Source organism: Roseovarius sp. B08 (assembly GCF_051417955.1).
In the GTDB taxonomy this organism is placed as follows: domain Bacteria; phylum Pseudomonadota; class Alphaproteobacteria; order Rhodobacterales; family Rhodobacteraceae; genus Roseovarius.
Genome location: NZ_JBPRLW010000001.1, coordinates 152,411 through 177,336, shown reverse-complemented (window position 1 = coordinate 177,336; position 24,926 = coordinate 152,411). Strand labels below are relative to the sequence as shown.

Annotated in this window: 23 protein-coding genes and 1 tRNA gene; 12 read left to right on the top strand and 12 right to left on the bottom strand. The window is 61.6% G+C overall.

All coding sequences use genetic code 11. The annotated features are described in order from the left end of the window. The first annotated feature begins 150 nt into the window (after positions 1-150). A complete protein-coding gene (locus ACSQ76_RS00885; protein ID WP_437155086.1) occupies positions 151-954 on the top strand; it encodes an undecaprenyl-diphosphate phosphatase in 804 nt (267 codons plus the stop codon). Here ACSQ76_RS00885 and ACSQ76_RS00880 read toward each other — a convergent pair. After that, a complete protein-coding gene (locus tag ACSQ76_RS00880; protein WP_437155085.1) occupies positions 945-1,688 on the bottom strand; it encodes a hypothetical protein in 744 nt (247 codons plus the stop codon). The two genes, ACSQ76_RS00885 and ACSQ76_RS00880, sit on opposite strands and share 10 nt — an antisense overlap. Continuing rightward, on the bottom strand, positions 1,685-2,668 hold the full coding sequence (locus tag ACSQ76_RS00875; RefSeq protein ID WP_437155084.1) for a complex I NDUFA9 subunit family protein: 984 nt from the start codon (positions 2,666-2,668) through the stop codon (positions 1,685-1,687). Before ACSQ76_RS00875 ends, ACSQ76_RS00880 begins: the two co-directional genes overlap by 4 nt. Before the next feature lie 148 nt (positions 2,669-2,816). On the opposite strand from ACSQ76_RS00875, the gene ACSQ76_RS00870 reads away from it, so the two are divergent. After that, positions 2,817-2,903: transfer RNA gene (locus ACSQ76_RS00870), tRNA-Leu, on the top strand. A 395-nt stretch (positions 2,904-3,298) separates the two neighbouring features. Here the strand turns inward: ACSQ76_RS00870 and ACSQ76_RS00865 are convergent. Further along, positions 3,299-4,279, bottom strand: coding sequence for a response regulator (locus ACSQ76_RS00865; RefSeq protein ID WP_437155083.1), 981 nt, complete (start codon positions 4,277-4,279; stop codon positions 3,299-3,301). A gap of 305 nt (positions 4,280-4,584) precedes the next feature. Between ACSQ76_RS00865 and ACSQ76_RS00860 the strand changes: the two genes are divergently transcribed. The 5 genes from ACSQ76_RS00860 (at position 4,585) to ACSQ76_RS00840 (ending at position 8,932) form a co-directional block, all read left to right on the top strand. Beyond that, positions 4,585-4,743, top strand: coding sequence for a hypothetical protein (locus ACSQ76_RS00860; RefSeq protein ID WP_437155082.1), 159 nt, complete (start codon positions 4,585-4,587; stop codon positions 4,741-4,743). A gap of 388 nt (positions 4,744-5,131) precedes the next feature. Further along, positions 5,132-5,866, top strand: coding sequence for a class I SAM-dependent methyltransferase (locus ACSQ76_RS00855; protein ID WP_437155081.1), 735 nt, complete (start codon positions 5,132-5,134; stop codon positions 5,864-5,866). 24 nt (positions 5,867-5,890) lie between these two features. After that, the gene (locus ACSQ76_RS00850; RefSeq protein ID WP_437155080.1) at positions 5,891-6,580 is read left to right on the top strand and encodes an N-acyl amino acid synthase FeeM domain-containing protein; all 690 of its coding nucleotides are present in this window, start codon (positions 5,891-5,893) and stop codon (positions 6,578-6,580) included. A gap of 209 nt (positions 6,581-6,789) precedes the next feature. After that, positions 6,790-8,253: a sensor histidine kinase gene (locus tag ACSQ76_RS00845; protein WP_437155079.1), complete on the top strand. Its 1,464-nt coding sequence runs from the start codon at positions 6,790-6,792 to the stop codon at positions 8,251-8,253. A gap of 136 nt (positions 8,254-8,389) precedes the next feature. Continuing rightward, a complete protein-coding gene (locus ACSQ76_RS00840; protein ID WP_437155078.1) occupies positions 8,390-8,932 on the top strand; it encodes a hypothetical protein in 543 nt (180 codons plus the stop codon). Positions 8,933-9,007: 75 nt separating this feature from the next. Here ACSQ76_RS00840 and ACSQ76_RS00835 read toward each other — a convergent pair whose 3' ends face one another. Next, complete coding sequence (locus ACSQ76_RS00835) at positions 9,008-9,349, bottom strand: DUF2853 family protein (RefSeq protein WP_306128754.1); 342 nt, start codon at positions 9,347-9,349, stop codon at positions 9,008-9,010. Positions 9,350-9,535: 186 nt separating this feature from the next. After that, entirely contained in the window at positions 9,536-10,444 is a 909-nt protein-coding gene (locus ACSQ76_RS00830; RefSeq protein WP_437155077.1) for a hypothetical protein, read from the bottom strand. Positions 10,445-10,781: 337 nt separating this feature from the next. Between ACSQ76_RS00830 and ACSQ76_RS00825 the strand changes: the two genes are divergently transcribed. Then, on the top strand, positions 10,782-11,603 hold the full coding sequence (locus tag ACSQ76_RS00825; protein ID WP_437155076.1) for a DUF305 domain-containing protein: 822 nt from the start codon (positions 10,782-10,784) through the stop codon (positions 11,601-11,603). 82 nt (positions 11,604-11,685) lie between these two features. Here the strand turns inward: ACSQ76_RS00825 and ACSQ76_RS00820 are convergent, their stop codons facing one another. The 4 genes from ACSQ76_RS00820 to otsB all read right to left on the bottom strand — a co-directional run bounded on the left by ACSQ76_RS00820 (position 11,686) and on the right by otsB (position 16,695). Next, positions 11,686-12,618 (bottom strand): glucokinase, encoded by a 933-nt coding sequence (locus tag ACSQ76_RS00820; protein ID WP_437155075.1) that lies wholly within the window; start codon positions 12,616-12,618, stop codon positions 11,686-11,688. Next, the gene (locus ACSQ76_RS00815) at positions 12,608-14,038 is read right to left on the bottom strand and encodes an alpha,alpha-trehalose-phosphate synthase (UDP-forming) (RefSeq protein ID WP_437155074.1); all 1,431 of its coding nucleotides are present in this window, start codon (positions 14,036-14,038) and stop codon (positions 12,608-12,610) included. The genes ACSQ76_RS00820 and ACSQ76_RS00815 overlap by 11 nt, the downstream gene beginning before the upstream one ends. A 96-nt stretch (positions 14,039-14,134) precedes the next feature. Next, the gene (locus ACSQ76_RS00810; RefSeq protein WP_306128759.1) at positions 14,135-15,910 is read right to left on the bottom strand and encodes a glycoside hydrolase family 15 protein; all 1,776 of its coding nucleotides are present in this window, start codon (positions 15,908-15,910) and stop codon (positions 14,135-14,137) included. Continuing rightward, complete coding sequence (gene otsB / locus ACSQ76_RS00805) at positions 15,910-16,695, bottom strand: trehalose-phosphatase (protein WP_437155073.1); 786 nt, start codon at positions 16,693-16,695, stop codon at positions 15,910-15,912. The genes ACSQ76_RS00810 and otsB overlap by 1 nt, the downstream gene beginning before the upstream one ends. A 187-nt stretch (positions 16,696-16,882) precedes the next feature. Between otsB and ACSQ76_RS00800 the strand changes: the two genes are divergently transcribed. The 3 genes from ACSQ76_RS00800 to ACSQ76_RS00790 all read left to right on the top strand — a co-directional run bounded on the left by ACSQ76_RS00800 (position 16,883) and on the right by ACSQ76_RS00790 (position 20,364). Further along, positions 16,883-18,091: a carbohydrate porin gene (locus ACSQ76_RS00800; RefSeq protein WP_437155072.1), complete on the top strand. Its 1,209-nt coding sequence runs from the start codon at positions 16,883-16,885 to the stop codon at positions 18,089-18,091. 117 nt (positions 18,092-18,208) lie between these two features. Beyond that, positions 18,209-19,336 (top strand): mechanosensitive ion channel family protein, encoded by a 1,128-nt coding sequence (locus tag ACSQ76_RS00795; RefSeq protein WP_437155071.1) that lies wholly within the window; start codon positions 18,209-18,211, stop codon positions 19,334-19,336. 44 nt (positions 19,337-19,380) lie between these two features. Then, a complete protein-coding gene (locus tag ACSQ76_RS00790; RefSeq protein WP_437155070.1) occupies positions 19,381-20,364 on the top strand; it encodes an SDR family oxidoreductase in 984 nt (327 codons plus the stop codon). Here the strand turns inward: ACSQ76_RS00790 and ACSQ76_RS00785 are convergent. Together ACSQ76_RS00785 and ACSQ76_RS00780 are read right to left on the bottom strand one after the other, a co-directional pair. Further along, the gene (locus ACSQ76_RS00785) at positions 20,356-21,936 is read right to left on the bottom strand and encodes an alpha-amylase family glycosyl hydrolase (RefSeq protein WP_437155069.1); all 1,581 of its coding nucleotides are present in this window, start codon (positions 21,934-21,936) and stop codon (positions 20,356-20,358) included. The two genes, ACSQ76_RS00790 and ACSQ76_RS00785, sit on opposite strands and share 9 nt — an antisense overlap. Next, positions 21,926-22,780, bottom strand: coding sequence for an SDR family oxidoreductase (locus ACSQ76_RS00780; RefSeq protein WP_437155068.1), 855 nt, complete (start codon positions 22,778-22,780; stop codon positions 21,926-21,928). The genes ACSQ76_RS00785 and ACSQ76_RS00780 overlap by 11 nt, the downstream gene beginning before the upstream one ends. 139 nt (positions 22,781-22,919) lie before the next feature. Between ACSQ76_RS00780 and ACSQ76_RS00775 the strand changes: the two genes are divergently transcribed. Beyond that, the gene (locus ACSQ76_RS00775) at positions 22,920-23,174 is read left to right on the top strand and encodes an SDR family oxidoreductase (RefSeq protein WP_437155067.1); all 255 of its coding nucleotides are present in this window, start codon (positions 22,920-22,922) and stop codon (positions 23,172-23,174) included. A gap of 52 nt (positions 23,175-23,226) precedes the next feature. Here the strand turns inward: ACSQ76_RS00775 and ACSQ76_RS00770 are convergent, their stop codons facing one another. Then, positions 23,227-24,834 carry a sodium:solute symporter gene (locus ACSQ76_RS00770; RefSeq protein ID WP_437155066.1) on the bottom strand — a complete coding sequence of 536 codons (1,608 nt, stop codon included), beginning with the start codon at positions 24,832-24,834 and terminating at the stop codon, positions 23,227-23,229. Between the last annotated feature and the right edge of the window lie 92 nt (positions 24,835-24,926).

Here is a 24,926-nt window from a genome sequence, read left to right as displayed (position 1 = left end):
GTACAGTTGACCTATATTCCATTATTTCTATCTTCCATCCCGGCTTGCGTCAAGTTTGATCAAAAACTTGGGTCCGATTCGGACTTAAATGTCCTCTTTCTTCCGTAGGTCCATGCGGTATAGCTGGTTTAAAAGAGCAGAGCAGCGCATATGCCACTTTTCCATCTCATCCTGGTCGCGGTGATCCAGGGGATTACCGAGTTCCTGCCGGTGTCGTCCTCGGGCCACCTGATCCTTCTGCCGGGCCTGACCGGGCTCGAGGACCAGGGACAGGCGATCGACGTGGCGGTGCATGTGGGCACGCTTTTCGCGGTGATCCTGTATTTCTGGTCGGACGTGAAGCTGGCGCTGTCGGGCCTGCCCCGCGCCCTGACGGGGCGGATCGACACTGACGGGGCGAGACTGGCTTTTCTGCTGATCGTGTCGTCTATCCCTGTGGTGGCGTTCGGCTTGCTCTTGAAAATGACGGGGCTGGACGAGGACATGCGGTCGATCGCCGTGATCGGCTGGACGATGCTGGTTTTCGGCATCGTCCTTTATTGGGCGGACCAGGCGGGCGAGGCGACACGCAAGGCCGCTGACTGGTCACTGCGTGACGCGATGGTAATGGGTGTCTGGCAGGCCATCGCGCTGATCCCCGGCACGTCGCGATCCGGCATCACCATCACCGGTGCGCGGTTCATGGGCTACGGCCGGTCCGACGCTGCGCGGCTGTCGATGCTGATGTCGATCCCGGTGATCATCGAAAGCGGCGTGTTCCTGGGGGGCGAGGCGATCTTCACCGCGAATACCGCACTGATCCGCGACGGCGCCATTGCCGCCGCCTTCGCCTTTGTCTCGGCGCTGCTGGCGCTGACCCTGATGATGCGGCTGTTGCGCAGCGTGTCGTTCACGCCTTACGTGGTCTACCGGATCGTTCTGGGTGTCGTGCTGCTGGTCGTGGCTTATTCGTAATCCGGCAGGTCACTGAAACGCTCGGGGATGAACAGCGCATAGGTCAGGAATCCCCAGTAGTCGTTCCAGGCCGGATCTGTCACGGCGACGGTCACGGTCGAGAAGGTGGTGAAGTACGAACCGTCGAGCGTATTTCTTCCGAAATACAGAACTTGTCCGCGCCATTTCTCTGCCATCGCGGGCGAGGCGCACCACAGGTGCAACGTGTCGCCCAGCGGCAGATCCAGCGACAGGAGCACATGCCCCTTGCGCGCCGTCGCCCCCTCGATCGCGCGGACATGCCCGCCAAAGCCCTTGCGGAAGGCGCGCCATTGATCGGCAGTTGGCCCGGTTTCTGGGTCTATCTCGCCGGGAAATAGGGTCATGATATCCCTTTGCGGGTCGCCTGCGAAATCGGCCAGGCCTTGCTGTTCCAGCACCAGCGGCATCTCGTAGATATACTTGTCCTCGAACCCGTGGATGTGACCGCGGGCGTCGAGCAGGCTGATGATCCCGCGCAGCGTGCGCTCTGCCGCCGGGGCGTTCTCGAGACCGTAATAACCAATGGCTTCGCGCGTGGTGGGCGGCGTTTCGATCAGACGCTGCGCGGTATCCATGACCTGCGGGTCTTCGCCCGACACGTCGCGCGCGAATTCGAGAAACAGCTGCGCCTGCTTTTCGGGGATCGGTTGCGCAGCGGCACCAAGCGTCCCCAGCAAAACGATCAGCGCGGCACAGATCGCGCGGGGGATCATCCCTCGCGCAGGTTGCGCGCCGACTCCTTGATGTCGGAATACTGGCCCGACGGGCGGAAGCGCCACAGATAGTCGGGCAGCACAGCTTCCATCGCCGTGGGCCGGATGCCCAGCGCGGCAAAACCCCTGGCATCGTCGGAGGCGACATTGTCGCGGCCAAGGCTGGCGACCTGGTCACGCGTGATCTGCGCCGGGATCAGCCCGCCGCTGAGAAACTGGACCCCGTCCATCACCGCCCCCAGGGGCCGCGCAACCGCGAAGGGGATGTTCATGATCAGGCGACGGCGGCGGATCACTTCCAGCATCTGCTGCATCAGTTCGCGGAAGGTGTGCACGTCCGGCCCGCCCAACTCGTAGATGCCGGGCGCGGCCTCGCCCGTGGCGCCCATCACCGCGGCCTCGGCGACGTTGTCGACATAGACCGGCTGGAATTTGGTGCTGCCCCCCACAACGGGCAGCACCGGCGAGAACTTGGTCATGCCCGCGAACCGGTTGAAGAAGTTGTCCTCGTGCCCAAAGATGACCGACGGGCGCAGGATCACGGCGCCGGGCATATGCTCCAGCACGGCCTCTTCACCCTTCGCCTTGGTCTGGCCGTAGATGCTGGCGGACTCCGTGTCGGCGCCGATGGCCGAGATCTGCACCATGCGGTCGACGCCCATCTCGGCCGCCAGTTTCGCCACGCGGCGCGCGCCCTCCACCTGGATGGCGTCGAAATTGTTCTTGCCGCGCCGCTCGAACGTGCCGACGCAGTTGATCACCGCATCCGCGCCGTGCATCACCGAGCGCACGCTGGCGTCGTCACGGATGTTGCATGCCACGGGCGCGACCTGTCCCACCACGCCATAGGGTTTGACGAAGATCGCCTCGTGCGGGCGGCGTACAGCGACCCGCACGCGCCAGCCCTTTTGCGCCATCCGCCGCGCGATATACCTGCCGACAAACCCCGATCCGCCGTAAATGGTGACAAGCCTGGACATGATTGGTGCTCCCGTCTGCGCCTTTGGGTTCCTTTCTACTAGACGTGATGGGCGAAATCGACAAGGCGAATTGCCCAATGCGAATTATCCGCACGAATCCTCGTTGACATGGTGAGGCGTCATGTCTAAATGCCCCTCCACGACACCTGCCCAGGTGGCGGAATTGGTAGACGCGCTAGCTTCAGGTGCTAGTGTCCGTATGGACGTGGAGGTTCGAGTCCTCTCCTGGGCACCATCAAACTTCTGTAAAATTCAAATTCGCCATTGGCTTGAGAGGCTTGCAGCTAGCAGGCGAGCGAGCGTGGTTCAGCCTGGCGCAGCCATCTCGCAGAGCGCGAATTGCGGCAACCGCCGGGCATCGGCGGTCGCCGCGCGCATCCTCAAATGTTTGCTGTAAGAACTCGCTACACATCGCAGGTGTCGCGATTCTATGCTGGGCAAAAAAAGACACGCGCATGTCGAATTTGCACCTCCGCACATAGTCCGGAAGCCACGACACCGAATTGAGCCCTTCGCTGCAAATCGACCTTGGGCACGCGCAAGGCCACCCCTGTCGCTCATGAAGGCGCCAGGGCAAATCCGAGCAGCCACGGCGGGCCCCTTCAAGGGGCCACGCCAGGCCGGGCTCTCCTAGATGTTCATGCTGCGTTTGTCGTACCAGAAATCTTCCAGGTTCCGTGCGTGGCGCCCGCTTTCGCGCTCTGCGCTTTCGTGGGCCGTTGCCAGCGCGTCCACCGCACTCTGGCCAGACTTCCACACCAGGCGAACCTGTTCGCCGGCCGACACGAAGGCACTGATCGGCGTACCGTCGTTGGAATAAAGCTCCATCCCGCGCAGGGTCATGTTCACCTGATCCGCAAGCGCGTCCGGCCTCAATTGCGTTCCGCATTCCAAAACACAGAGATAGGTGCCGTTCCCGGCATAGGAAATCAGCGCGCCGTACTCTTCCAGGGCGATCGAAATTGCCTCGGCCACGTCGGTAACGATGCACTCGTATTCGTAGCGAGTGGATTTCCTGTGCAGTTCCTCGATATCCCGGATGGTGAATCCGATGATGGACGATCCGAAGAGCTTTTTCCGCGACATCAGCGAAACGTAGTTCTCCAGCGCGAGATAGGTGATGCACCCCTCGACGTCCTGAACGAAAATCGGGTCATGAAGCGCCAGCGTCGTGGCTTCCGTCTTGACCGGGCTCGCGCTGGACTTGGCGCTGATGACGGTTTGGCGGCTGTTCCTGGACAGGTCATCGATCAGCTGGATGCGGCCGCGCAGGTTGTCGATGTCGAACGGTTTGGTGATATAGTCGCTGGCGCCGGCGAGGAAGGCCCTGTCGATGTAGGACTTGTCGGTCATCGCGGTAAGCATCAGGATGGGCGTCAGCTGGTACTCGGGGCGCAAGCGAAGCGTCTCGCAAAGCGAGATCCCGTCGGTATCCGGCATCTGGATATCGATAAGGAAACAATCGATCGCCGGCGTCTCGGGCTTCTCCAGTATCTCCAGAGCTTCGGCAGCAGACGCTGCCGTAATCACGGTATGGTCACCCAGCGTCTGGATGATCAGCTGAAGCAGCTCGAGGATTGTTGGTTCGTCGTCTACGGCAAGTAGATGCATTTCCATGGCTCCTGACAGGTGACGGTTCAGGGCCCTTTTGCTGACGGATGCACCCTTAACCACCTCGTTAATAGTTAAACCTTGGAAATCGGCTAAATTAAGACAACTTTAAGGTGATTTTTAAGGTTATAGGACGTCAATGTGGCGGGCTCCGGGCCCGCAAACGCCCGGTGCGGCGCAGCGCATGACGCACGCCAGCGGTCCGGGATGGTCATCGATTGCGGCCCGTACGGAGTGCCGGTTGGGGCGATCGAGGGCCCGCCATGGCGCGCTTGATACCCGGACGGGGCAGCATTGATGTTGTCATGCTCCGCGACGCCCAGAAAATGTGCAACCAGGTCCAGAACGACCGGGCCGTCAGTATACGGCATTACGAACATCACAACTCCAAGACCATTGCGCTCCAGCGCTTCACGGGTCTTGTCGGCGAGGATTTCGGTCGTTTTTTGTCGAAACCGGGATAATTTTACTGCCGTTTTGTGGTAGCTGCCTTAACCTGGCCACAGTTCGGTCCTGGACGGTTCCGCCGCATCAATGCCTGACGGTCCATCGACCAATAATGCACCAAAAGGTTGATCACCACTTCCGATCGCCGCACATCCCTCGTTTCATGCGGCCTGCGCCCGATAATGAGCCCCAAGCCAGGCAGAAGTTGTGGCCGATTTGCATCAAAACTAACCGTCAGCAGAAACAATGGGTGTTGAATCAACCCTTTGTTGCCCTTGCGGCTTGCAATGTCGGTCTGAAATACTAAAAATTTACTAATGATTTTACCGGCCTGCGATTGGTTTCGCACCTCATTTGGCGGATGTGCACATGCCGTCGCAACTCTTTCAGAAGGACGTGTTCGCCGTGAGTCTTGTTGAAACAAACGGCACCGGTTACGCGTCGAACGCTGACTGGAGCGCCTATGCGACGGCCTACGACCTGCTGTCGAGGCACAACCCAGAGTATAAGGCGTTGATGCGGGAGTTCGAAGAGTTCCTGGCAGAGATCGACGCCCCCAAGATCATCTACGATGTCGGAGGCGGGACGGGAAACTACACCGAGATCGCGGCCCGCCTGTGCCCTGAGAGCAGTATCTGCCTCGTGGAACCCGACCCCGGAATGATGCAGGCCGCAAAGGTCAAACTGTCCGCTCGAAAGAACGTCACGTACCAGAATGTCGGTCTGGAGAATGCCGAAGTGCCGGAAGAGGCCGATCTCCTTATCAGCGTGCATTCGCTTTATGCCATGCCGGACCCGCATCAACGGCTGGCCGACATGCGCAGGATGCTGCGTCGGGGTGGGCTGCTCTATCTCGTCGATCTTGGCCGTCCGATGGATGTTCAGGACTGGCGCAGGTTTCTCTTTTCCAGAATCCGGCAGGAACATGGCCTGTTCGGTGCACTCATGATCTTCTGGCAGGGCCGGCAGATCGCCAAGCAGAACAAGGCAATATTCGAGGCGCAGCAGGACGGCACGTACTGGACGCACTCCGCGGACGAAATCGCGGCGGCCGTCACGGCGGCCGGCTTTGACATTCTCGATCAACGATCCGTGTATCGCGGCTACAGCGACCTTCTGGTGTGTCGCGCGACGCCCTGACACCGCAGGTTTGAAGGACAGTTAATGAACGAACACGTCATAGAAGCTCTCAGAAAGGCGCGTTACTCCGTTCTGACGGACGACGACGATCTGGAAGAGCTCTATCGCCTGAGATACGCGTGCTACCGTGCCGAAGGCGCCGTGCCGGCGAGGGCGGACAAGAGAATGACCGACGCGTTCGACGAAACGGCGAACTGCCTGCATGTCGCGGTGCGGATGGAGGGCAGGATACAAGCGGCGGTCCGGCTGCATCTTCTGTCAAAGCTTTGCTGGCAATCACCGACCCTCGAGGTATTTCCGGAACTTCTGGATCAGCTCAAGGCGGGTAAAACCATACTCGATCCGACCCGCTTTGTTATCTCTGCGTCTGCAAGACGGCAACGGATACCGTTGAACTTTCTGACGTTGCGCATCCCGTTTCTGGCGTCGATCTTCTATGACATCGACCTGGCCCTGGCTCCGGTACGCGCCGAGCACACGGCGTTCTATCGTCGTTACCTGGCGTACGAACCGGCGCTGGAGCCGCGCACATATCCCGGCCTGACCAAGCCGATCCAGCTTTTGACCGCCAATTTCCAGCAGCAGCGCGAAAGGGTACTGGACCGGACGCCGGTCTTCGGCCCGCTGGAGGATTTTCCGGATGCGAGTATAGATTTCCCGTCGCTTTCGGACGTGTATGCGCCCTCCAAATCGGGCAGTTCCGAGGCTGCGTGACATTCGGCCACGAAGGCGAACCATGCAATGCGGCACATTGCGGCCGGATTTGGGCGTCAATTGCACGAAATAAACGCATGACAAAACGCGCGCACAAGCCTTTCTGCCTTGGATTGTTCGACGAAATACCGCTTTCTGCCCGATTAACGGCAGAATTTAAACAAATAGGGTTCGTAGGGTGAGCCAACTTCTGTAGCGACGAGGCAGATATGAGAACGCTATTGGGGACTTGGTCGGCACCGGGAGACTGGTTTGCCTCACAAGGCCGCGAACAAAGGATCAAGGACTACATGGTCCTGTCCAACCAGTTGATCTGGCAACGGCAGGCAAGCTTCTTCGCGGCTGCCGTTCTGGCGGCATTCTACTTCGACCCGGTCTCGATCTTCGCGTGTTACGGCGTTGTCGTGCTGACGGAGATGCTCGATCAGATCCTCGGAGTGCATGCCAAGGCCTGGGACGGAGAAGATCCCGTATTCGGCCGTAAACTGCTGAAACGCATCGCCATCAACACCGCCATCAGCGCCTTGGCGATCAGTGTCTTCATCGCCAACATAGCCTTTCAGCAGACCACGGGCGGCCAGTTCACATCGCTGTTCTTCCTATTTTCGGCCTCGCTATTTGCGGCGATGTACAACAGCCAGATGATCGGCATCCTGATCCTGCGCCTGTCGATCTACAGCGTCACGTTCATGTTCATCGCGTTTCTGGACGTCGTGCGTTACTTGCCGCCGATCACCTCCCCGATCTGGCTGCAGTTCTTCACGATCATGTTCGTGCTATACTTCATCGTGGACATCTCCGCCAAGTTCTACCGCGGCTACCAGGACCGGCTGGAACAGATGAGGCTGATGGAGGAAGAGCACGAGCGGACCAAGGCGGCCCTGGAGGTCAAGTCACAGTTCCTGTCCACGGTCAGCCATGAATTGCGCACGCCGCTTACCTCGATCATCGGGTCGCTCGAGCTGGTCAAGAACGGTGTGCTTGGAGAGATGCCTCAGAACTTCAAGCCGGTCATCGACATCGCAGCCAAGAACAGTCGCCGGCTCGCCAACCTGATCGACGATCTGCTAGACCTGCAAAAGATCGAAGCAGGCGAGATCGACTTCCAGATGCAGCCGCTCTGCGGGAACGACCTTGCCAAAGAGGCCGTGGACTCCATCTCGGGTTATGCCGACATGCTCGGGATCGGCGTCGAACTACACACCTGCGAGGATGAGTGTGTGATCTCGGGAGATCAGAAACGTCTGATTCAGGTCATGAACAATCTTTTGTCCAACGCCCTGAAATTCTCCAAGGAGAACGGTGTCGTGAAGGTGCGCGTCGAAAACGTGGGAAGCCGTGTTCGCATCTCGGTCGAGGACAAGGGCATGGGTATCCCCGAAAACGCCGAGGAACGCGTTTTCGGCAAGTTCAGCCAGGTCGATTCCTCCGACGTGCGGAAGGTCGGCGGCACCGGCCTCGGCCTCAACATCACCAAGCAGATCGTTGAACACCACGACGCAAGGATCGGATATGTCAGCGCGCTGGGTATCGGGTCTACATTCTACGTCGATTTCGACCGGATCGAAAACTCGGATGAAGACCGGGCAACGGCCCAGGACACATCGGAATTTGCTTACAGCGACCTGCGTGCGATAGCCGAGGTGGCTTCCAAGAGCCGGAAAGCGAGCTAATTCGCTTTCGGTTCAGGGCCTTCTCGCTCCGATTGCCTGGGCCTGCGCAGCATTGAACCCTTTGCATCATTGGCGCGACCGATGGAAACAGGGCGTGTTATTCTGCGCCCTGACACCTGCGCAGGAGGAAGGAATCATGGCGCCACGTCACTGCCTTGCCGCGTGCCTTGTTGCACTGGCCCCCACGCTTGCCTTCGCCTGCGAACCGCCGGCGATTTTCTACACCGCCTACGAGCCGCGACCAGGGGATGCCGAGGCGGGCGACATCGCCGCGTTTGTCGCCCGGACGAAGCCGGTCATCCGCAAGACCTCTTTGGCGCGCGGAGCGCCGGGGGAGTCGTCGATGTGTGGCGGGATGGGCTATATCAATGTCGAAATCGCGTTGCCGCCCGGCGCGCCCTACACCCTGGGGCAGGTCGGAACCGAGATCACCCTGGCCGAGGGGAGGTTTCATGATCACGTCTTTCCCAAAGGGCCCGTGATGCCCAGCGAGGCGGGGGCGGATACGCTGGAACTCGGCAACGCCTGGTACGAAGGCCCGCCGCCGCAGCACCAGCCGATCGACGCCGCATTCGACCTGCGCCTGGTGGCACCGGACGGCACGCGCGGGCCGGCCGCACGGGTGGTGGTGAGATCGGCGCCGAAACGCTCCGGCAATGCGGAAGGCGTCTCTCGCTAGGGGCGCGTCCATCGTGAGCCCGAACCGCAAAACGCCCGCCTTACGGGCGGGCGCCGCGCGCTTCTTCGGCCAGGATCAGCCGTAGGCCGACTCCTTGCCGAAATGCTTGGTCAGCATGTAATAGATCACGGCGCGGTACTTGTTGCGCTCGGACTTGCCATAGGTCTCGATGACCTGATTGATCGCGTCCATCAGTTGCGGACCGTCGGCAAGACCCAGTTTCTTGACCAGGAAATTGTCCTTGACCGTTTCAAGCTCGTGTTCCTGACCTGCCGCGATGGTCGAGGCATCGGCGTTGTAGATCGCCGGCCCGCAGCCCACGGTCACCTTGGTCAGAAGATCCATGTCGGGGGTCATCCCGCACTTTGTCTTGAGCTCATCCGCATATTTCGCGATCAATTCATCACGACGTCCCATGAAAAGTCTCCCACGTGTCCCGGCGTGTCGCCGGGTCTTGTTTTCAATACCGGCCCAAGGCCAGAGGCAGGATACCCACAGACGGGAAGCTGACAAAGGGAATTTTCGCCGGGTTTCACCTGCCCGCACGACAAAGGGCGCCCCACGAGGGGACGCCCGAATGCCTGCTTACAAATGCAGTACCGTTTACATCGCGTTGTCGAGCGGCACGTCGTCTTCCAGCCCCTCGACACCGGTTTCGTCGAATTCCGGCTGTGCCTTCAGCTCTTCTTCGGTCCAGGAGCTGAGCATGAGGCCTTCACCTTCGGCGGCCATCGAGAACTCTTCCAGCGGGATGGCGACGGTGTATTCGCCCAACCCAAGGAAGCCACCGATGCCGATCACGGCTGCAAGGTCTTCGCCTTGGCGCACGATATAGTCGATCTCGCCGACGTCTTCACCGGCTTGGGTGGTGACGTTCTGGCCCAGGATGTCTCCGACCAGCATACCGCTGAAGGACGAGCTCATGCCGCCTTCGGTGCTGGTGACTGCGTTACCGTCATCGGCACCCATTTCGGTGTCGGCGGCCATGTTTTCGTCCGACGTCTCGGTGTCGGTTTCGGTGTCGGCAGCCATGTTCTCGTCCGACATTTCAGTGTCGGTTTCGGTGTCGGCGGCCATGTTCTCGTCCGACATTTCAGTGTCGGTCTCGGTGTCGGCGGCCATGTTCTCGTCCGACGTCTCGGCGTCGGTTTCGGTGTCGGCGGTCAGCGTACCGGGGTCGACATCGGTCTCCGCTTCGGCTTCGGCCGCGACGTTTTCGTCCGTCATGTCATCTGCGGTGCTTTCGGCAGACTCTGCGACGTCGTCGGTCGCGTCTTCGGCCGTGTCGGTGGCATCCTCAGCCGTTTGCTCGACAGAGTCAGCGGCGCTTTCGGCCGTGTCCTCGGTCGCCTGGGCAGTGGATTCGCCAGTGGATTCCAGCTCATCGGCCGCTTGCTCCAGTTCGTCGGCAGCCTGGTTGAGCTCTTCGGAAGCGGTGCTGTCCGACTGAGCGAACGTGGCACCGGCCATCAGGGCGATGGCGGCAACAGAAGTGGTCAGTGTCTTATACATTGGATCTTCCTCCTTTGCGTTATGTCGCCTCAACATCAGCCGCCCGAGGTTAGTTCCCTGCTGAATCGAAAATGCCGGAGGGCGATTTGCGGGGCGGCATTTTATTGCCGACACCGGCGGTGTGCGATGGCCCTTTGTTTCAGGGCGAAACCGTCCCAGATGCCGTGATTATCGCTTTTTGGCCAGTGACCTGTCCTGTTTCGCCCAGCGTTTGATATTGGAGCGCCTTTGGTGCACCCGGCTCTCAAAGCAGACGGCCTCCTACACGGTGCGGCAGGCTCCTTCAGGAACACATCCGCCCCGCGCCCGCGTTGAGTCACGTAAGATTGGAGCAACCATGACATATACTCGTTTCGCCCTGATGATCCTGACCTCCACCGTAGTGATGTTCGTACTGATGTATCTGAACACATATGCTTTCGAGCATGTCTTCTTCAGTGAAACGCGCCTGTACATGGCGATTCTCATGGGGGCGACCATGGCCTTCGTGATGATGGGTTTCATGGCCTCCATGTATCCCAGCCGCGCCCTCAACATCGGCATCCTGGCAGGCAGCATCGCGGTGTTCGGACTGTCGCTCTGGCTGGTGCGCAGCCAGACCACGGTGAGTGGCGAAAGCTACATGCGGGCGATGATCCCCCACCACTCCATCGCCATCATGACTTCGGAGCGGGCCGGAATAGAAGACGCCCGCGTTGCCAAGCTCGCGCAGGCCATCTCTGGCGCCCAGAAACAGGAGATTGCCGAAATGCGCGCCCTGATCGACGATCTTGAAGCGGGCGAGGTCGTGCGAGAGGTCTACGAAGATCCGGCGCCAGAGCGCGGCACGCTCTCGGACGCGCTGAATACGACACTGCTGGCCGAACTCGATCTCGCCCCGCTCTCCGACGAGGCTGTTCCCGCCGGGCAAACCTGCTCCTTTCGCCGCACCCGCACCGAAGAACCAATCCTGGTGGCCAATGAGGACGGGAGCGAGGCAACGGTGCTGTTGAACGGCGTGATCCTGTCCCTGGATGGCGGCCAAGGGGGCGCGGGCTTCGCCACCGAGGAGCTCGAGATTGCAATCGATTCGGTGGACGCATGGCGCTTTGACGATCGGCTGACCTTCACCCTCGACCCGGGGCCGAGGGTCGCATACGGCGGTTTCTGGTCCTGCTGAATGTGATCGGGGTCCCGGTTCGAACCTTTGGCAACATTGGCGGCTCGGCGACCGGGCTGGGTCCAAACGTGGGTCCGGGGGCTCAATTCCTGGTGACGGCGTCGCTTTCGCTCAGCGAAAGTTGCGCGAGGCCTGTCAGCGCGGCATCGTCGTACTCGACAAGCCGTATGGCCGGAATCCAGTCTTCGCCCAATACGCTTGGACCGCGCAGCGCGCGCAGTTCCTCGACGGTGAAAGAAGCGCGCAGCGCCGAGCGCGCGACGCTCCCGGCAAAGTAGATGCCGCCCGTGGGAAGAAAGCAGGAGGTGAGATGCCGGACCAGACGCGCAAGGCAGGCCCCGTAAAGACGCCCGAACCGGGAGGTGGCCTCTGCCTCCTCGGACATCAGGCGGGTGGCTGCACTCGGATCGGTGACGTCGATCCCCGAGGTGGCGCGAAAGAGCGCGAGGAAACCGCTGCCGGAAAAAATGTCCTCGAATACCCTCGCCTGCACGCCGAAGGGCGCGACGAGGGCCGCGATGTCCGAAGGCAATGAGGCATGCCCGGTTTCACTGCTCAAGGTGACGGAGGCGCCGGTGGAGAGCCTTAGCGCCGGACAGACGTTGAATCCGGTTCCGATGCCGACCACGAGGGATTGCGGCCCGTCGTCCCGGCCGTGGTAGATGGTGGCGGAATGCGCCGCGATCTGGGGCAGGGACAGGCCCAGCGCCTCGAGATCGTTGACAAGGCCGACACGGCGAAAGCCCAAAGCGTCGCGCAGCGTCCGCGGCAGGATCGTCCAGTCGCGGTTGGTCAGCCGGATCGCGTCGCCGGACTTGGGCCCGGCTGCGGCAAGGGCGGCATCGTGAGGGATATCTTGCCGGTCCCCGCAATAGGCTTTCAGCAGGGCCTCGAGGGACGAGAAATCAGCGTTACGATAAGTACGGACAGTGTCGGCGCGCACCGAGCCATTGGCGGCGAGGCCGATACGGGCATTCGTGCCGCCGATATCCGCAACCAGGCGCTCAGGTTCCAATCGAACTTTCAACTCCCGTTGTGTCCGCGACGCTTTCGCGGCGTTTGTGCGTTGAGCGCGCGGACATGGTCATCGTGCCCGGGCAGCGCGCCAGTGCCTGCAGGAACTGCGACGTCCAAAGGGATATGTCGGAATTCTCCACCGCGCGAAGGCAGGACTGGTGACGCCGCTGCCGTTCCTCGAGGGGCATGTTCAGGGCGGCATCGATCGCGGATGCCATTTCGCCGACATCGTAGGGATTGACCAGCAGCGCCTCGGTCATGTCCTCGGCGGCGCCGGCGAAGCGCGACAGGATCAGTACGCCCGGATCCTCCGGCTTTTGCGCCGCGACGAATTCCTTGGCGACAAGGTTCATGCCGTCGGCAAGGGAGGTCACGAGACACGCGCTGGCCTGGCGGTGCAGCATCGCGAGGCGGCCCCGATCAATGGAGCGGTGGATGTAGCGGATCGGGGTCCAGTCAAGCTGGGCATAGCGCCCGTTGATGCGGCCCGACAGCTCTTCGAGTTCCTCGGTGATCTGGCGGTAGGCCTCGACCACCTCGCGCGACGGCGGGGCGACCTGAAGCAGGCACGGGCGGCGGCCCTTGGCATGATGTTCAAGATACTCGCCGAAGGCGCGAAAGCGGTTGGGCAACCCCTTGCTGTAGTCAAGGCGGTCGACGCCGATGACGAATTCCTCGGGCTGTTCCGAGCCGAAGGGCGCCGTCCCGTCGTCCGCGGCCATCTGGCGAAATTCATCGACGGCGATGCCAATGGGAAAGGACCGCACGCGCACCAGGCGTTCTTCGAACTTGATGGAACCGTCCGCGAAAGGCTCTGCGCGCGGGTCGGCGCGGAACATCTCGAGGCAGCGGGCGGTATCGGCACGGGTTTGCAGCCCGACAAGATCGTAGGCGGCCAGCCACGCGGCGATCATCCCGGGATCAGGCAGGACCGACATGTCGCCCAGCGCGGGAAAAGGGATGTGCAGGAAGTAGCCGATCTTGCAGGACACGCCGCGCGCGCGCAGAGCGTGTGCGATCGGAAGAAGGTGATAATCGTGCACCCAGATATCGTCATCGGGGCGCGCGACCTCTGCGATCATATCCGCCAGCCGTTCGTTCAGGGCGAGATACTGGTCGTAGAATTCCGGGCGCAGATCGACGAGGTCGCTTCGGCGATGACACAAGGGCCAGAGCACGGAGTTGGAGAAACCGAGGTAATAGTTGCTATAGTCCTCGGGACTCAGGCGGAAAGCGAGGCGCGTGTAGGGATCGCTGCCAATCTCGAAAAGGCCCTCTTCGGGGCCGGGTTCGGGATGTGCGCCGATCCAGATGCCGCCGTTCTCCGCCAGCCCGTCATGCAGCGCCACAGCGAGGCCGCCGGCCGTTGCACCGCCGGTGGGTATCCTGTTGGAAACGACAATCAATCTTCCGGGCATCACGCACGCGCTTTTCTGGCTGTTCGTTGGTTCGAAGCGACGTGGAAATAACTTTACTCCCGCGAGATCGTTCCTCGGAAACCAGCGCAGTCTCGTTCAAAGTTGGCTTTCCCAGGATTGAGAGAGTCGCATGGCGCCGTTGACGATCCCGACCATGGAATAGGTCTGGGGAAAATTGCCCCATCCCAGACCTGTGTCAAAGGCGGTATCCTCGGACATGAGGCCCAGCCCGTTCCGGGCGCGAAGCAATTCTTCGAAATACTCGCGTGCCTCTTCCTTGCGCCCGATCCGGGCCAGCGCGTCCACCCGCCAGAAGGCGCAGACGTTGAAACCAACCTCGGGAACGCCGAAATCGTCGGCCTCCTCATAACGCAGCATGAACGGACCGCGCCCGAGCGAGCGCGAAAGTGCCTCGACGGTGAGCTTGAAGCGCTCGTCAGAGGGCGGCAGGAAATTCACCTCGCCCATGAGAAGGACACTGGCATCCAGGGTTTCGCCACCGAAGCTTTCGACGAAGGTCTGGCGTTTGTCGGACCAGGCCTCGGCAAGGATTCTTTCGCGGATCCGGTGCGCCCGATCGCTCCAGAAACGTGCCCGGTCTGCGATACCCAGATGCGCGGCGATGCGGGCCAGCCGGTCACAGGCGGCCCAGCACATCAGGGAAGAGGACGTGTGGATGCGGGAGCGTGTGCGCAGTTCCCATATCCCGGCATCGGGTTCGGCGTGCAGCCGCCAGGCCTGCTCACCCAGCGGTTCCAGCATTTCAAAGGCATGCCGGCCCACGTCCATCCGCAAGCGCTGATCGAAAAAGGCAGGAGCGGCGCCAAGGATGACATTGCCGTAGGTGTCGTGCTGGAAATGCTCGTGCGCCTGGTTGCCGATGCGCACCGGGCCCATGCCCCGGAAGCCGGACAGATGATCGGACTGCCACTCTGTCAGCTCTGTCTCCAATCCGATGCCGAGAACGGGCTGGATGTGGCCGCCCTTGGCGTCCGACACCACGTTCATCAGCCATTTGAAGTAGTTCTCGAGCGTGCGCGTCGCGGCGAGTGAATTGAGCGCACGGACCGTGAAGAAGGCGTCGCGCACCCAGCAGAACCGGTAATCCCAGTTTCGGCCGCTATGCGGCGCCTCGGGCAGCGAAGTGGTCATTGCGGCGACGATTCCGCCGGTCTGTTCGTAATTGCAGAGCTTCAGCGTGATGGCCGAGCGGATGACGGCATCCTGCCATTCGAACGGCACGGCGAGGCGTTGTGACCATGTCTTCCAATAGGCGCGCGTTTTCTGGAAAAACTGATCTCCGGTCGCGCCGGCGGATTCGTTGAGCGTTTCGTCCGGTCCGAGGATAAAGGTGTAGGGGCGGTCCAGATGGATCAGCTGTTCGCTTTGCACGTGATCGAGCGGGGCGTCGGAGGTCAGGCGGATGACCTCCTGCTCGCCCACGTAGCGGATGTGATTTGATCCTGACGAGACAAAAGGTTTTCTCGCGCCGTATTCGAAACGGGGCCGGATCTTGATACGGACGCGCGGCCAGCCGTCGAGCGGGCGGATCTGGCGGACGAACATGCGGGGGCGGTAACGTCTGCCGAAGGCTTCGAAACGGGGGCAGAAGTCGAGTATCTCGACCGCGCCGCCGCTGCCCCGCAGCACGGTGCGCAGGATCGCGGTGTTGGGCAGATAGGCCTGCTCGGCCTCGGCCAGTTCTTCCATCTCGATCTTGAAGGCGCCGTCATCGGGGTTGTCAGGACCATGCCCCAGAAGGGCGTGAAAGACGGGGTCGCCATCGAACCGGGGCAGGCAGAACCAGTTCAGGCTGCCATGCGGGTCTATTAGCCCGGCGACGGAGCAGTTTCCGACAAGTCCGAGATCCATCAGCCGGCCTCCGTTTCTTGCTCGAGGCTGTGTTCGAGCCAGTCGACGAAATCGGTGCGCGTGGCGAAAACGTGCTCTGCCGCCGTTTCCGCCAACGTGCGGGTCGCGATCCGCAAGCCGATACCGCCCAGAGACCGGGCCGCGCGAAACGTGTCTTCGTCTGTTGTGTCATCCCCGACCGAGACCGGGATCCGGCCCTGAAAGGCACCATGCTCCATCAGACGCAGCAGGGCAGTGCCCTTGTCGACGTCGCGCAAGGTCAGTTCGCTGACCATGTTGCCATGCAGGGGCTTCAGGGCACTGCTGGTCTCGGCCAGATCGCTTACGAAGGCGGTCACTGCCTGCTGCATATCCGGCTTTTCGCGATAGTGCACGGCCACGGCCGCTGCCTTCTTTTCCACGAGCAAACCGTATTTTTCGGCATAGCCTCGTACCGCATCGTGACACCGGGTCAGCTCCGCCTGTGCGCCCGGCCGAAGCAGGGGGCTGTCGTGGCCCTCGATCTCCGCACCATGGCTGCCGCTCAGGACGACCGGCATGTCCTTGAAGAAGCCGCGGATGTTGCTGAGGTCACGACCGGTCAGGACGGCCACGGCGCCGCCGGTGAGGTCACTCAATCGGTTCACCAGCCTGCGTTCACGGTCCGGAAGGCGGACGTCATCGGGGTGCTGCTCCAACGGGGCAAGGGTGCCGTCGAAATCGAGGAAAGCCGCGCTCAGGCGCCAGTCTATGTCGGGCGGGTGTGCGCCGTCGCTGGCGTCGTGGAGTTCGGAAAGCTGTGTCATGACCGAAAGTTAGTGCGCCGTGTCGGGCTTCAAGGACCAGTTGCCGGCCACCTCGGAGAATCTGCGTTCAGCCGCGCAAGGCGCGGGAACGGGGGATGGCGGTCGAGCCGCGTTCCACGACCGCGACGCGCGAATTACGGAACGGTATGGCGCGATCACGCGTTCACACAAAAACGTGAGGTTCAATATGCGTCGTTTGATTGCCGCCGTTTTGAGTATGTTCGCCACGGTGGTTCATGCGCAGGACGACACTGCCGATACCCCCGGCCCGAGCTTTGAATCCTTCGGTTATGTCCGATCTGGTTTCGGAATAAATGCAGACGGCGACCGGCAGGTCTGCTTTCAACTTCCGGGCGCACGGGCGAAATACAGGCTTGGCAACGAATGCGAGACCTATGCCGAGCTTGGCGGGACATTGACGTTCGGCGCAGAGGGCGGCGGACCGGAGGTGGCGCTGACCTTTCGCGGAAGTCTGCTTGCCACGCCGCTCAATGCATATGACGATGTCCAGTTCTTCGGCGAGGAAGCTTGGATCGGGGTGTCGAAGTTCACTGATACGGGGGCCATGTCGGGAGCGGAAATCTGGGCCGGGCACAGGTTCTACAAGCGTCAGGATGTGCATATCAACGATTTCTACTATTGGGACGCCACCGGCAGCGGGCTTGGCGTGACGGGTGTCGATCTCGATTTTGCCAAGGGGTCGGTCGCGCTGTTCTTCGCAAGTGCCGGCGATATCGAAACAGCGCTGGACGGCACACCGTATATCCGTCTCGACACGCGCCTCGAAGAGATCGCGCTGGCAGAGAACACCGACCTGACCGTCGGGCTGGACTTTCGCTTTGCCGATGAAAGCGGGCTGGCCAACGACGGCGGCGGCATGATGACCTTTCAGGTCGATCACGAGACAAAGCGCGGTCAGAAAGTCGTGGTGGCCTTGCAGACCGGTTGGGGGGCAGGGCGCAGCCTGTCTTTCGCGTCCGATCCGCAGGCGGCCAACAGCGACATGTCGGCCCGGTTGGTCGGATCCTACCTTTGGAACGCAACCGACAGGTATTCCGTGATGGCCACGGGTGTGGCGGAATGGCAGTCGGACGATCGAAACTGGTATTCGATCGGTGCGCGCCAGATCTGGCGCCTGAACCCGAACAACATCTACTTCGCCTTGGAAACGGGTCTTGATCACGTCGTGCCCCAAAGCGGCGACAGCCGCACGCTGGGAAAGATCACCAGCGCGCTGGAATGGCGTGAGGGTCCGAAGTTCTTCGACCGCCCGAGCTACCGCGCCTATGTGACCTATGCCGGATGGGACGACGGGGCGGAACAGGCGGGCATCGCGCCCGGCGTTTCGGGCCGCGATGGGCTGAGCATCGGGCTTCAGGTCGAACATTTCTGGTAGGCCGGGCGTTGGTGACCTGAACGAGGTAAAGGCCCGTCGCGCCGTTGCGAGGCCCCGCAGTGCTTTCAGGGGTCGACCGAGAACGGTTTCGCAGGAGGACCCTGTATGAATTTCGATATGAGCGATGTTTCTATCATGGTGTCGCTTGAACAATGGATCTCGGGCCTGCCCGAGGGCGTCAGTGTTGCGATAGTGCTGACCCTCGTCGCCTGCGCGGCGCTTTTGGTGCACGCGCTTTTGTACCGGGTTCTTCTGGCGCGGATCGAAAAGCGGTTCGACATGACGCGTTCGCTGCTGCGCCGGGCGCGCCGGCCGCTTCGCCCGGCCTTTGTCCTTGCGGCGCTGATCTTTGCGGTGCCGCGCACGGATCTCAGCAATCGGGCGGAAAACACGCTGGAACATGCCGCGCTAGTTCTGCTGATCATCCTCGTCGGCTGGATGCTGATCGTGCTGACCAACCATTTCGCCGATCGCTCGAGCCGGCGCTTCAACTTCAACGTCGATGACAATCTGACCGCGCGCAAGCATGTCACCCAGTTGCGGCTGCTGAAGCGCACCACGAACATCATCATCGCACTCGTCACGGCGGGGGCGGCGCTGCTGACCTTTGACGAGGTTCAGGAATACGGGGTCAGTCTGTTTGCCTCGGCGGGCGCGGCCGGCCTGATTCTGGGCCTGGCGGCGCGCCCGGTCCTGACCAATCTGATCGCCGGTATCCAGATCGCGATTACCCAGCCGATCCGGCTGGAGGACGTCGTGATCGTCGAAGAGGAATGGGGCTGGGTCGAGGAAATCTTCGCCACGTTCGTCGTCGTTCGGATCTGGGACAGACGGCGCATGGTGGTGCCGCTGTCCTACTTCATCGAAAAGCCGTTCCAGAACTGGACGCGGGAGAGTGCGCAGGTGATCGGCGTGGTGACCTGGGACCTCGATTACACGGTTCCGGTCAAGGAAATGCGCGACAAGCTGAGCGATTTTCTGGAAGAGAGCAAGCTGTGGGACCGCGATGTCGCCAACTTGCAGGTCGTCGAGACGGGTGGGGAGACAGTCAGGATCCGCGCCCTGATGACGGCGCGGACCTCCCCGATGGTGTGGGACCTGCGCTGCGAGGTGCGCGAGAAGATGCTTGAATGGCTGCGCGCGGCCTATCCCCAGTCGCTGCCGCGGATGCGCGGCGAATTGCACGTCGGCGGCGGGCCGCAATCAGAGCAGACGCCGGAGGTGTCCGCCGAGCGTTCATTCTGAGCGCTGCGTATTTCATCACATCACAGCCCGAGAGGAATCCAGCAATGGTCGACAAGGTCGCAATCGTAACCGGCGGAACCGCCGGAGTGGGCCGCGCGGTGGTCGCGCGACTGCTCGAGGATGGCTATCGTGTGGGCGTGATCGCGCGGGGTCAGGGGCGGCTTGACGCGCTGCGCAATGAGGCGCCCGAGGGACGCGCCGCCACCGTGGCATGCGATGTGGCCGACGCCGATGCCATGATGGCCGCCGCAACGCGGCTTGCCACGGATCTCGGTCCGCCTGTGGCGTGGGTCAATTGCGCGATGCTGACGAGCTTTTCACCCTTTGCCGAAATGAAGGCCGAAGAATTCGACCGCATCATTGCGGCGACGTTCGGCGGACAGGTCAACGGAACACGCGCGGCGCTGTCGGTGATGGACAGCCATAGTGGCCAGCCGGTCATCGTGAACGTGGGATCGGGTTTGTCCTATCGCGCGGTGCCGCTCCAATCGGCCTACTGCGCCTCAAAGCACGCGATCAACGGGTTCACCTCGTCGTTGCGATCCGAGTTGATCCGCGCCGAGCATCCTGTGCGGTTGTCGCTGGTTCAACTGCCCGCGCTCAACACGCCGCAGTTCGACTGGGCCAGACACCGCTTGCCAAAGCAACCGCAACCGGCGCCACCGATCTATGACCCCGACGTGGCGGCCAAGGCGGTCATGCGGGCGATCGAGTCGCGGCCGCGCGAATTGTTCGTCGGCCAATCCGTGCTGAAACTGGTGCTGGGGGACATGGTCTTGCCGGACTGGCTGGACCGCAAGATGGCCGACAGCGGGACGCAACAGCAGAAATCCGAGCGGGAGGCCACGGGCGACACGTTGGACGGCAATCTTTATGACCCCGACCCGGACTATCCGGCAAATGCGCGCGGCAGCTATGGTGAGAAGGCGAAAGACACGGGCGTGATCCTGGATGCGGACCGGGTGCGCCTGGCCGTCTTCGCAGGACTGCCCGCAGTGACATTCCTGATCGGCCTGTTGTTAGGATAACCGCCACAAGCCCGCGGCGCGGGCCGGCAGGCGGTCGGCGGAGACGGCATTTTCCGTTGCCAACAGACATCCGCCGGTGATGCCGGAAACAGGCCGCTCCCCGGTGCCGAAGTTCATCGCCACCACGAAAGACGCGGCATCACAGCTTGTACGCAGGTAAAGCAGATCGTCCTTCGCCTCGATTGCCTCTATCCGTCCGTCGGCAAAGCGGTGAGCGCGGCGCAGGCGCAGCAGGATCTTGTAGAAGTTCAGCACCGAGCCGTTGTCCTGAGACTGCGCCTGAACGGAGGCGCCCTCGGACCAGCGCATCGGCAACCACGGGGTGCCGGAGGTAAAGCCGAAAGCGTTGCCCTCTTCGGTCCAGGGGATCGGGACGCGTGGCCCTTCGCGACCCGGGCCGTCGGGCCAGAACATCAGATCGAAAGGATCGGTGGTTTCCTCGCGGCTCAGATCGGGCTGGGGCAGGCCAAGCTCCTCGCCCTGGAAGATCAGCCACGGACCCGGCAGGCATCCGGCAGCCATCGCGAGAAACCTGGCGTCGCGCGCGCTGCCGTCGCCGAAGATGGAAACATGACGCGCTTGGTCATGCGAAGACAGCCACATCGTCAGACGCCCGGCCGGTTCCCCGCTTCGGGCCGCTCGGTCGAGCACGTCGGCGATCACCCGGGGCGTGAACCCGCGCTCCCGGAAATCGATCGTATAGGTCGTGTCGAGACGGCCCTTTTCGGTGAACTGCCGGGCAAGTTCGACCGCCTTGTTGCCGACATTGATCTCCCCCAGAAGATAGGCGTCCTCCCCGGCCCAATCGCGCACCTTGTCGCAATAGGCGGCCCCATCGCCGGGCAGCAGGTCGTATTTATGGTCCTGCCGCGCATAGGGGCTGAAAGAGGGTCCGGCCACGCGTTCGCGGAGGTCGGGCGTGGCGACGGGATTGTCGGGAAAGGTCTCATCGTGAAGATAGGCCGAAATCGCATCCATGCGGAAGCCATCGACTCCAAGGTCACGCCAGAACCTCATTTGAGCCTTCAGCGCTGCCTGAACGTCCTCGTGACGCAGGTTGAGGTTGGGCTGGCAAGCGAGAAACTGGTGCCAGTAATATTGCTCGCGCCTATGGTCCCATGTCCAGGCCGGAGGGCCGAAATAGCTCATCCAGTTGTTAGGCGCCGTGCCGTCCGGCTTGGCATCGCGCCACACGTACCAGTCGTCGAACCCGTCCTGCCGAGTGGCACTCTTCTCGAACCAGACGTTGCGATAGCTGGTGTGGTTCAGCACCTGATCCGTCAGGACGCGCAGCCCCAACTCGTGGGCGCGATCGATGATACGGCGTACGGTATCCAGATCCCCCATTGCCGGGTCCACGGCACAGTGGTCGATGATGTCATAGCCGCCGTCTTCCATGGTCGAGGCGTAGAACGGCGCTATCCAGATGGCGTCGACACCGAGGTCGGCCACATGGTCGAGCCCGTTCAGAACGCCCTGCAGATCACCCGTGCCCGATCCGGTGGTGTCGCGGAACGAGCGCGGGTAGATCTCATAGATGACGGGGCAGCGGGGCCAGGGCTCAGGCGGCAACGATCGCCCCGCCATTGGGGTGAAGCGTCTGGCCGCTGAAATAACTGCCGTCGGATGAGGCAAGGAAAAGGAAGGCGGTCGCCACCTCCCAAGGCTGGCCGGCACGCCCCATGGGCACATGGCTGCCGAAATCCTCGACCTCTTCGGGCGGCATGGTTCCGGGAATGAACGGCGTCCAGATGGGGCCCGGCGCGACGGTGTTGACGCGGATGCCTTTTTCGACCAGGGCCTCGGCCATGGAGCGCGAGAAGGCCAGCGATGCACCACGCGTCGTGGAATAGGCCACGAGCGATGCGTTGCCCTTGAACGCGTTGACGGAGGAGGTGTTGACGATGGCGGCACCCTCGCCCAGATGAGGCAGCGCGGCCTGCGTGACGAAGAAATAAGCCATCACGTTGCTGTCCATGGTACGGCGCAGGGTTTCCTCGTCGAGGTCTTCGGCGCCACTGTCCAGCCACTGCTGAGCTGCGTTGTTGATCACGATGTCGAGCTTGCCTAACGTATCGACGGTGCGGGACACGACGTTCTCTGCGTGATCCTTATCGGCCAGATCGCCCCGGATCAGCAATGCCTCGCTGCCTTCTTCCTCGACCAGGCGCTTGGTCTCTTCCGCGTCCTTGTCCTCATAGAAATAGGCGATGGCCACCTTCGCGCCCTCTCGCGCGAAAAGAATCGAGATCGCCCGGCCGATACCGCTGTCGCCGCCCGTGATCAGTGCGACCTTGTCCTTCAGCTTGCCGACGCCGGGGTAGCGGGGCGCGTAATCCGGTGGCGGGTCCATTTTGTGCTCGTCGGCAGGCATCTTGTCCTGCGCTTGGGCGGGAATGTGCATGTTCGTGCTCATGATGTGCTCCTGCATCCGGGGGTGATGATACTTGCCCGTAGAACAAACCGGTGGCGCATGTGGTTCCTGCTTCAGCATCGGAACCGGGCCGATTCCGAGCCGTTGATTGCAGAATTGAAGACATACGCCGGTGAATTGCGTGGCGCCGGCCTTTATCGAGACGCCGATGACCGATGGCATGATGGAGAAACGCGCCGAGGCGGAAGGTGGCTCGGTCAAGGATGCGGTCGACGGGTTCCTGAAGGAAGAACGGCCCTTCCTGACGCTGGAGCGTCGGGGTCAGCCCGAAGAAGTGGCGCCGGTCATTGCCTGTCTGGCCAGTCAGCGCGCCTCGTTCGTCACGGGCGCGTATTACCGGGTTGATGGCGGGTCTGTGGGATCGGTCGATATCTGACACCGGTACCTGGTGCGCAGGGCGCGATCTTTGCGCCCCGCGCGTGACGTGTTTACCAGAACCACCAGATCATGCCGCCCATGCAGACGATCAGGAGGATCGAAAGCAGGGTCCGGTCCAGGTATATCGGGCTTTCGAGCTGGAAAAGTTCCTCGCGCGCTTCCTTCGCATTCCAGACGAGATCCTCGACACCTTCCTTTTCCGACTGGCGCGTGGCGGCGGATATGCCGAAATGCAGGCCGATCGCGATGAACATCATGATCGAGGACATGACCGTGTAGTGTATTTCCGGCAGGCCGAGATTGGACCAGATGTCATAGACCTCCTTGGTGATGAAGATCGGCACACCCACGACCAGCCCGAAGAGGATCGTCCAGAAGGCGCCGTTCCCGTTCAGCCAAGGCACGAACAGGCCCAGGATGTAGACCACCACGATCGGCGGGATGATATAGGACAGCGACGACTGGAAGTAGGAGAAGAGCGACTCGAACCCGGCGATCATCGGGGCATAGATCGCGCCGATGACCATGCAGATACCGGTCACCACCTTGCCGATCTTCACGTAGGTCTGTTCGTCCAGGTCAGGCTTGAGCGGCTTGACGAAGTCGAGCGTGACCAGCGTGCCGGCGGAGTTGAGCGCGGAGTCGAGCGACGACATGATCGCCGCGATAAGGGCGGCCATGATCAGCCCGCGCAGCCCGATCGGCATCAGTTCGAACGCAAGCGTCGGAAAGGCCAGGTCAGGTGTCGACAGATCGGGATAGAGTTTCAGCGCGATCAGCCCGGGCAGGATCATCAGAAACAGGTTCGGGATTTTCAGGAAGCCCGCGAACAGGGCGCCGATCTGCCCTTCTCGCAGCGATTTCGCACCAAGTGTACGTTGCACGACGAACTGGTTGATCGTCCAGTAATAGAACCCCAGCAGGATCACGCCCCACAAGCCCGTCCACGGCAGGAAGTCGTTCGAGGCCGGCAGGATCAGGTGTTTCTTGCTGTCGTCGAGATCGGTGAACAGTTCCTGCCAGCCGCCGACTTCGTCGAGGCCGATCCAGAACAGGGCCGCGGCCCCCACGATCAGAAGGATCGCCTGTACCGTATCGGTGACAACCACCGCCGACAGGCCGCCGAGAATGGTGTAGATGCCGGCGACCAGCGCCAGCACGGCGACGGCTGTCCAGAGGTTGAGGTAATCGGTCACGTTGGCGATCACCAGCCCGCCCGCGTACAGCGCGCCAGCCGTGTCGATGAACATGATTGCGAGGATCGTGAAAAGCGAAAACGCCCGCCGGGAGCGGACGTCATACCGTTGTTCGAGAAACTCAGGGACGGTGGATACCTTGGCCTTGAGATAGCTTGGCAAGATGAACACCGCGAAGATGACGAGGACGAAGGCCGCGGTCCACTCGTAGTTGAAGATCACGACGCCGTTGTCATAGGCGCCGCCCATCAGTCCGACGAAGCTGGAGCCCGACATGTTCGAGGCGAACAGCGAGAACCCGATCAGATACCAGGGAATGGTTCGCCCGGCGAGAAAATAGCCTTCGGAGCCGGACCCCTTGCTCTTGCGCGAGACATAGATGCCGTGCGCCACCACGCCGACGAAGTAGACAACGACTATTGCGTAATCGATCCAGCTTAGCGAGAAATTTGCTTCTTCCATCGTTGATACCTCAAGTCTTCGTGATCATGGGTGATCAACCAAAGACAGTCGGCATGGTTCCAAAATATAAGTATTCTCAATCTCTTAATCTG

Bases quoted from the DNA above. Each gene is read 5' to 3' on its own strand.
- ACSQ76_RS00885 (WP_437155086.1), top strand. From the start codon at position 151: ATGCCACTTTTCCATCTCATCCTGGTCGCGGTGATCCAGGGGATTACC.
- ACSQ76_RS00880 (WP_437155085.1), bottom strand. From the start codon at position 1,688: ATGATCCCCCGCGCGATCTGTGCCGCGCTGATCGTTTTGCTGGGGACG.
- ACSQ76_RS00875 (WP_437155084.1), bottom strand. From the start codon at position 2,668: ATGTCCAGGCTTGTCACCATTTACGGCGGATCGGGGTTTGTCGGCAGG.
- ACSQ76_RS00865 (WP_437155083.1), bottom strand. From the start codon at position 4,279: ATGCATCTACTTGCCGTAGACGACGAACCAACAATCCTCGAGCTGCTT.
- ACSQ76_RS00860 (WP_437155082.1), top strand. From the start codon at position 4,585: ATGCTCCGCGACGCCCAGAAAATGTGCAACCAGGTCCAGAACGACCGG.
- ACSQ76_RS00850 (WP_437155080.1), top strand. From the start codon at position 5,891: ATGAACGAACACGTCATAGAAGCTCTCAGAAAGGCGCGTTACTCCGTT.
- ACSQ76_RS00845 (WP_437155079.1), top strand. From the start codon at position 6,790: ATGAGAACGCTATTGGGGACTTGGTCGGCACCGGGAGACTGGTTTGCC.
- ACSQ76_RS00840 (WP_437155078.1), top strand. From the start codon at position 8,390: ATGGCGCCACGTCACTGCCTTGCCGCGTGCCTTGTTGCACTGGCCCCC.
- ACSQ76_RS00835 (WP_306128754.1), bottom strand. From the start codon at position 9,349: ATGGGACGTCGTGATGAATTGATCGCGAAATATGCGGATGAGCTCAAG.
- ACSQ76_RS00830 (WP_437155077.1), bottom strand. From the start codon at position 10,444: ATGTATAAGACACTGACCACTTCTGTTGCCGCCATCGCCCTGATGGCC.
- ACSQ76_RS00825 (WP_437155076.1), top strand. From the start codon at position 10,782: ATGACATATACTCGTTTCGCCCTGATGATCCTGACCTCCACCGTAGTG.
- ACSQ76_RS00815 (WP_437155074.1), bottom strand. From the start codon at position 14,038: ATGCCCGGAAGATTGATTGTCGTTTCCAACAGGATACCCACCGGCGGT.
- ACSQ76_RS00810 (WP_306128759.1), bottom strand. From the start codon at position 15,910: ATGGATCTCGGACTTGTCGGAAACTGCTCCGTCGCCGGGCTAATAGAC.
- otsB (WP_437155073.1), bottom strand. From the start codon at position 16,695: ATGACACAGCTTTCCGAACTCCACGACGCCAGCGACGGCGCACACCCG.
- ACSQ76_RS00800 (WP_437155072.1), top strand. From the start codon at position 16,883: ATGCGTCGTTTGATTGCCGCCGTTTTGAGTATGTTCGCCACGGTGGTT.
- ACSQ76_RS00795 (WP_437155071.1), top strand. From the start codon at position 18,209: ATGAGCGATGTTTCTATCATGGTGTCGCTTGAACAATGGATCTCGGGC.
- ACSQ76_RS00790 (WP_437155070.1), top strand. From the start codon at position 19,381: ATGGTCGACAAGGTCGCAATCGTAACCGGCGGAACCGCCGGAGTGGGC.
- ACSQ76_RS00780 (WP_437155068.1), bottom strand. From the start codon at position 22,780: ATGAGCACGAACATGCACATTCCCGCCCAAGCGCAGGACAAGATGCCT.
- ACSQ76_RS00770 (WP_437155066.1), bottom strand. From the start codon at position 24,834: ATGGAAGAAGCAAATTTCTCGCTAAGCTGGATCGATTACGCAATAGTC.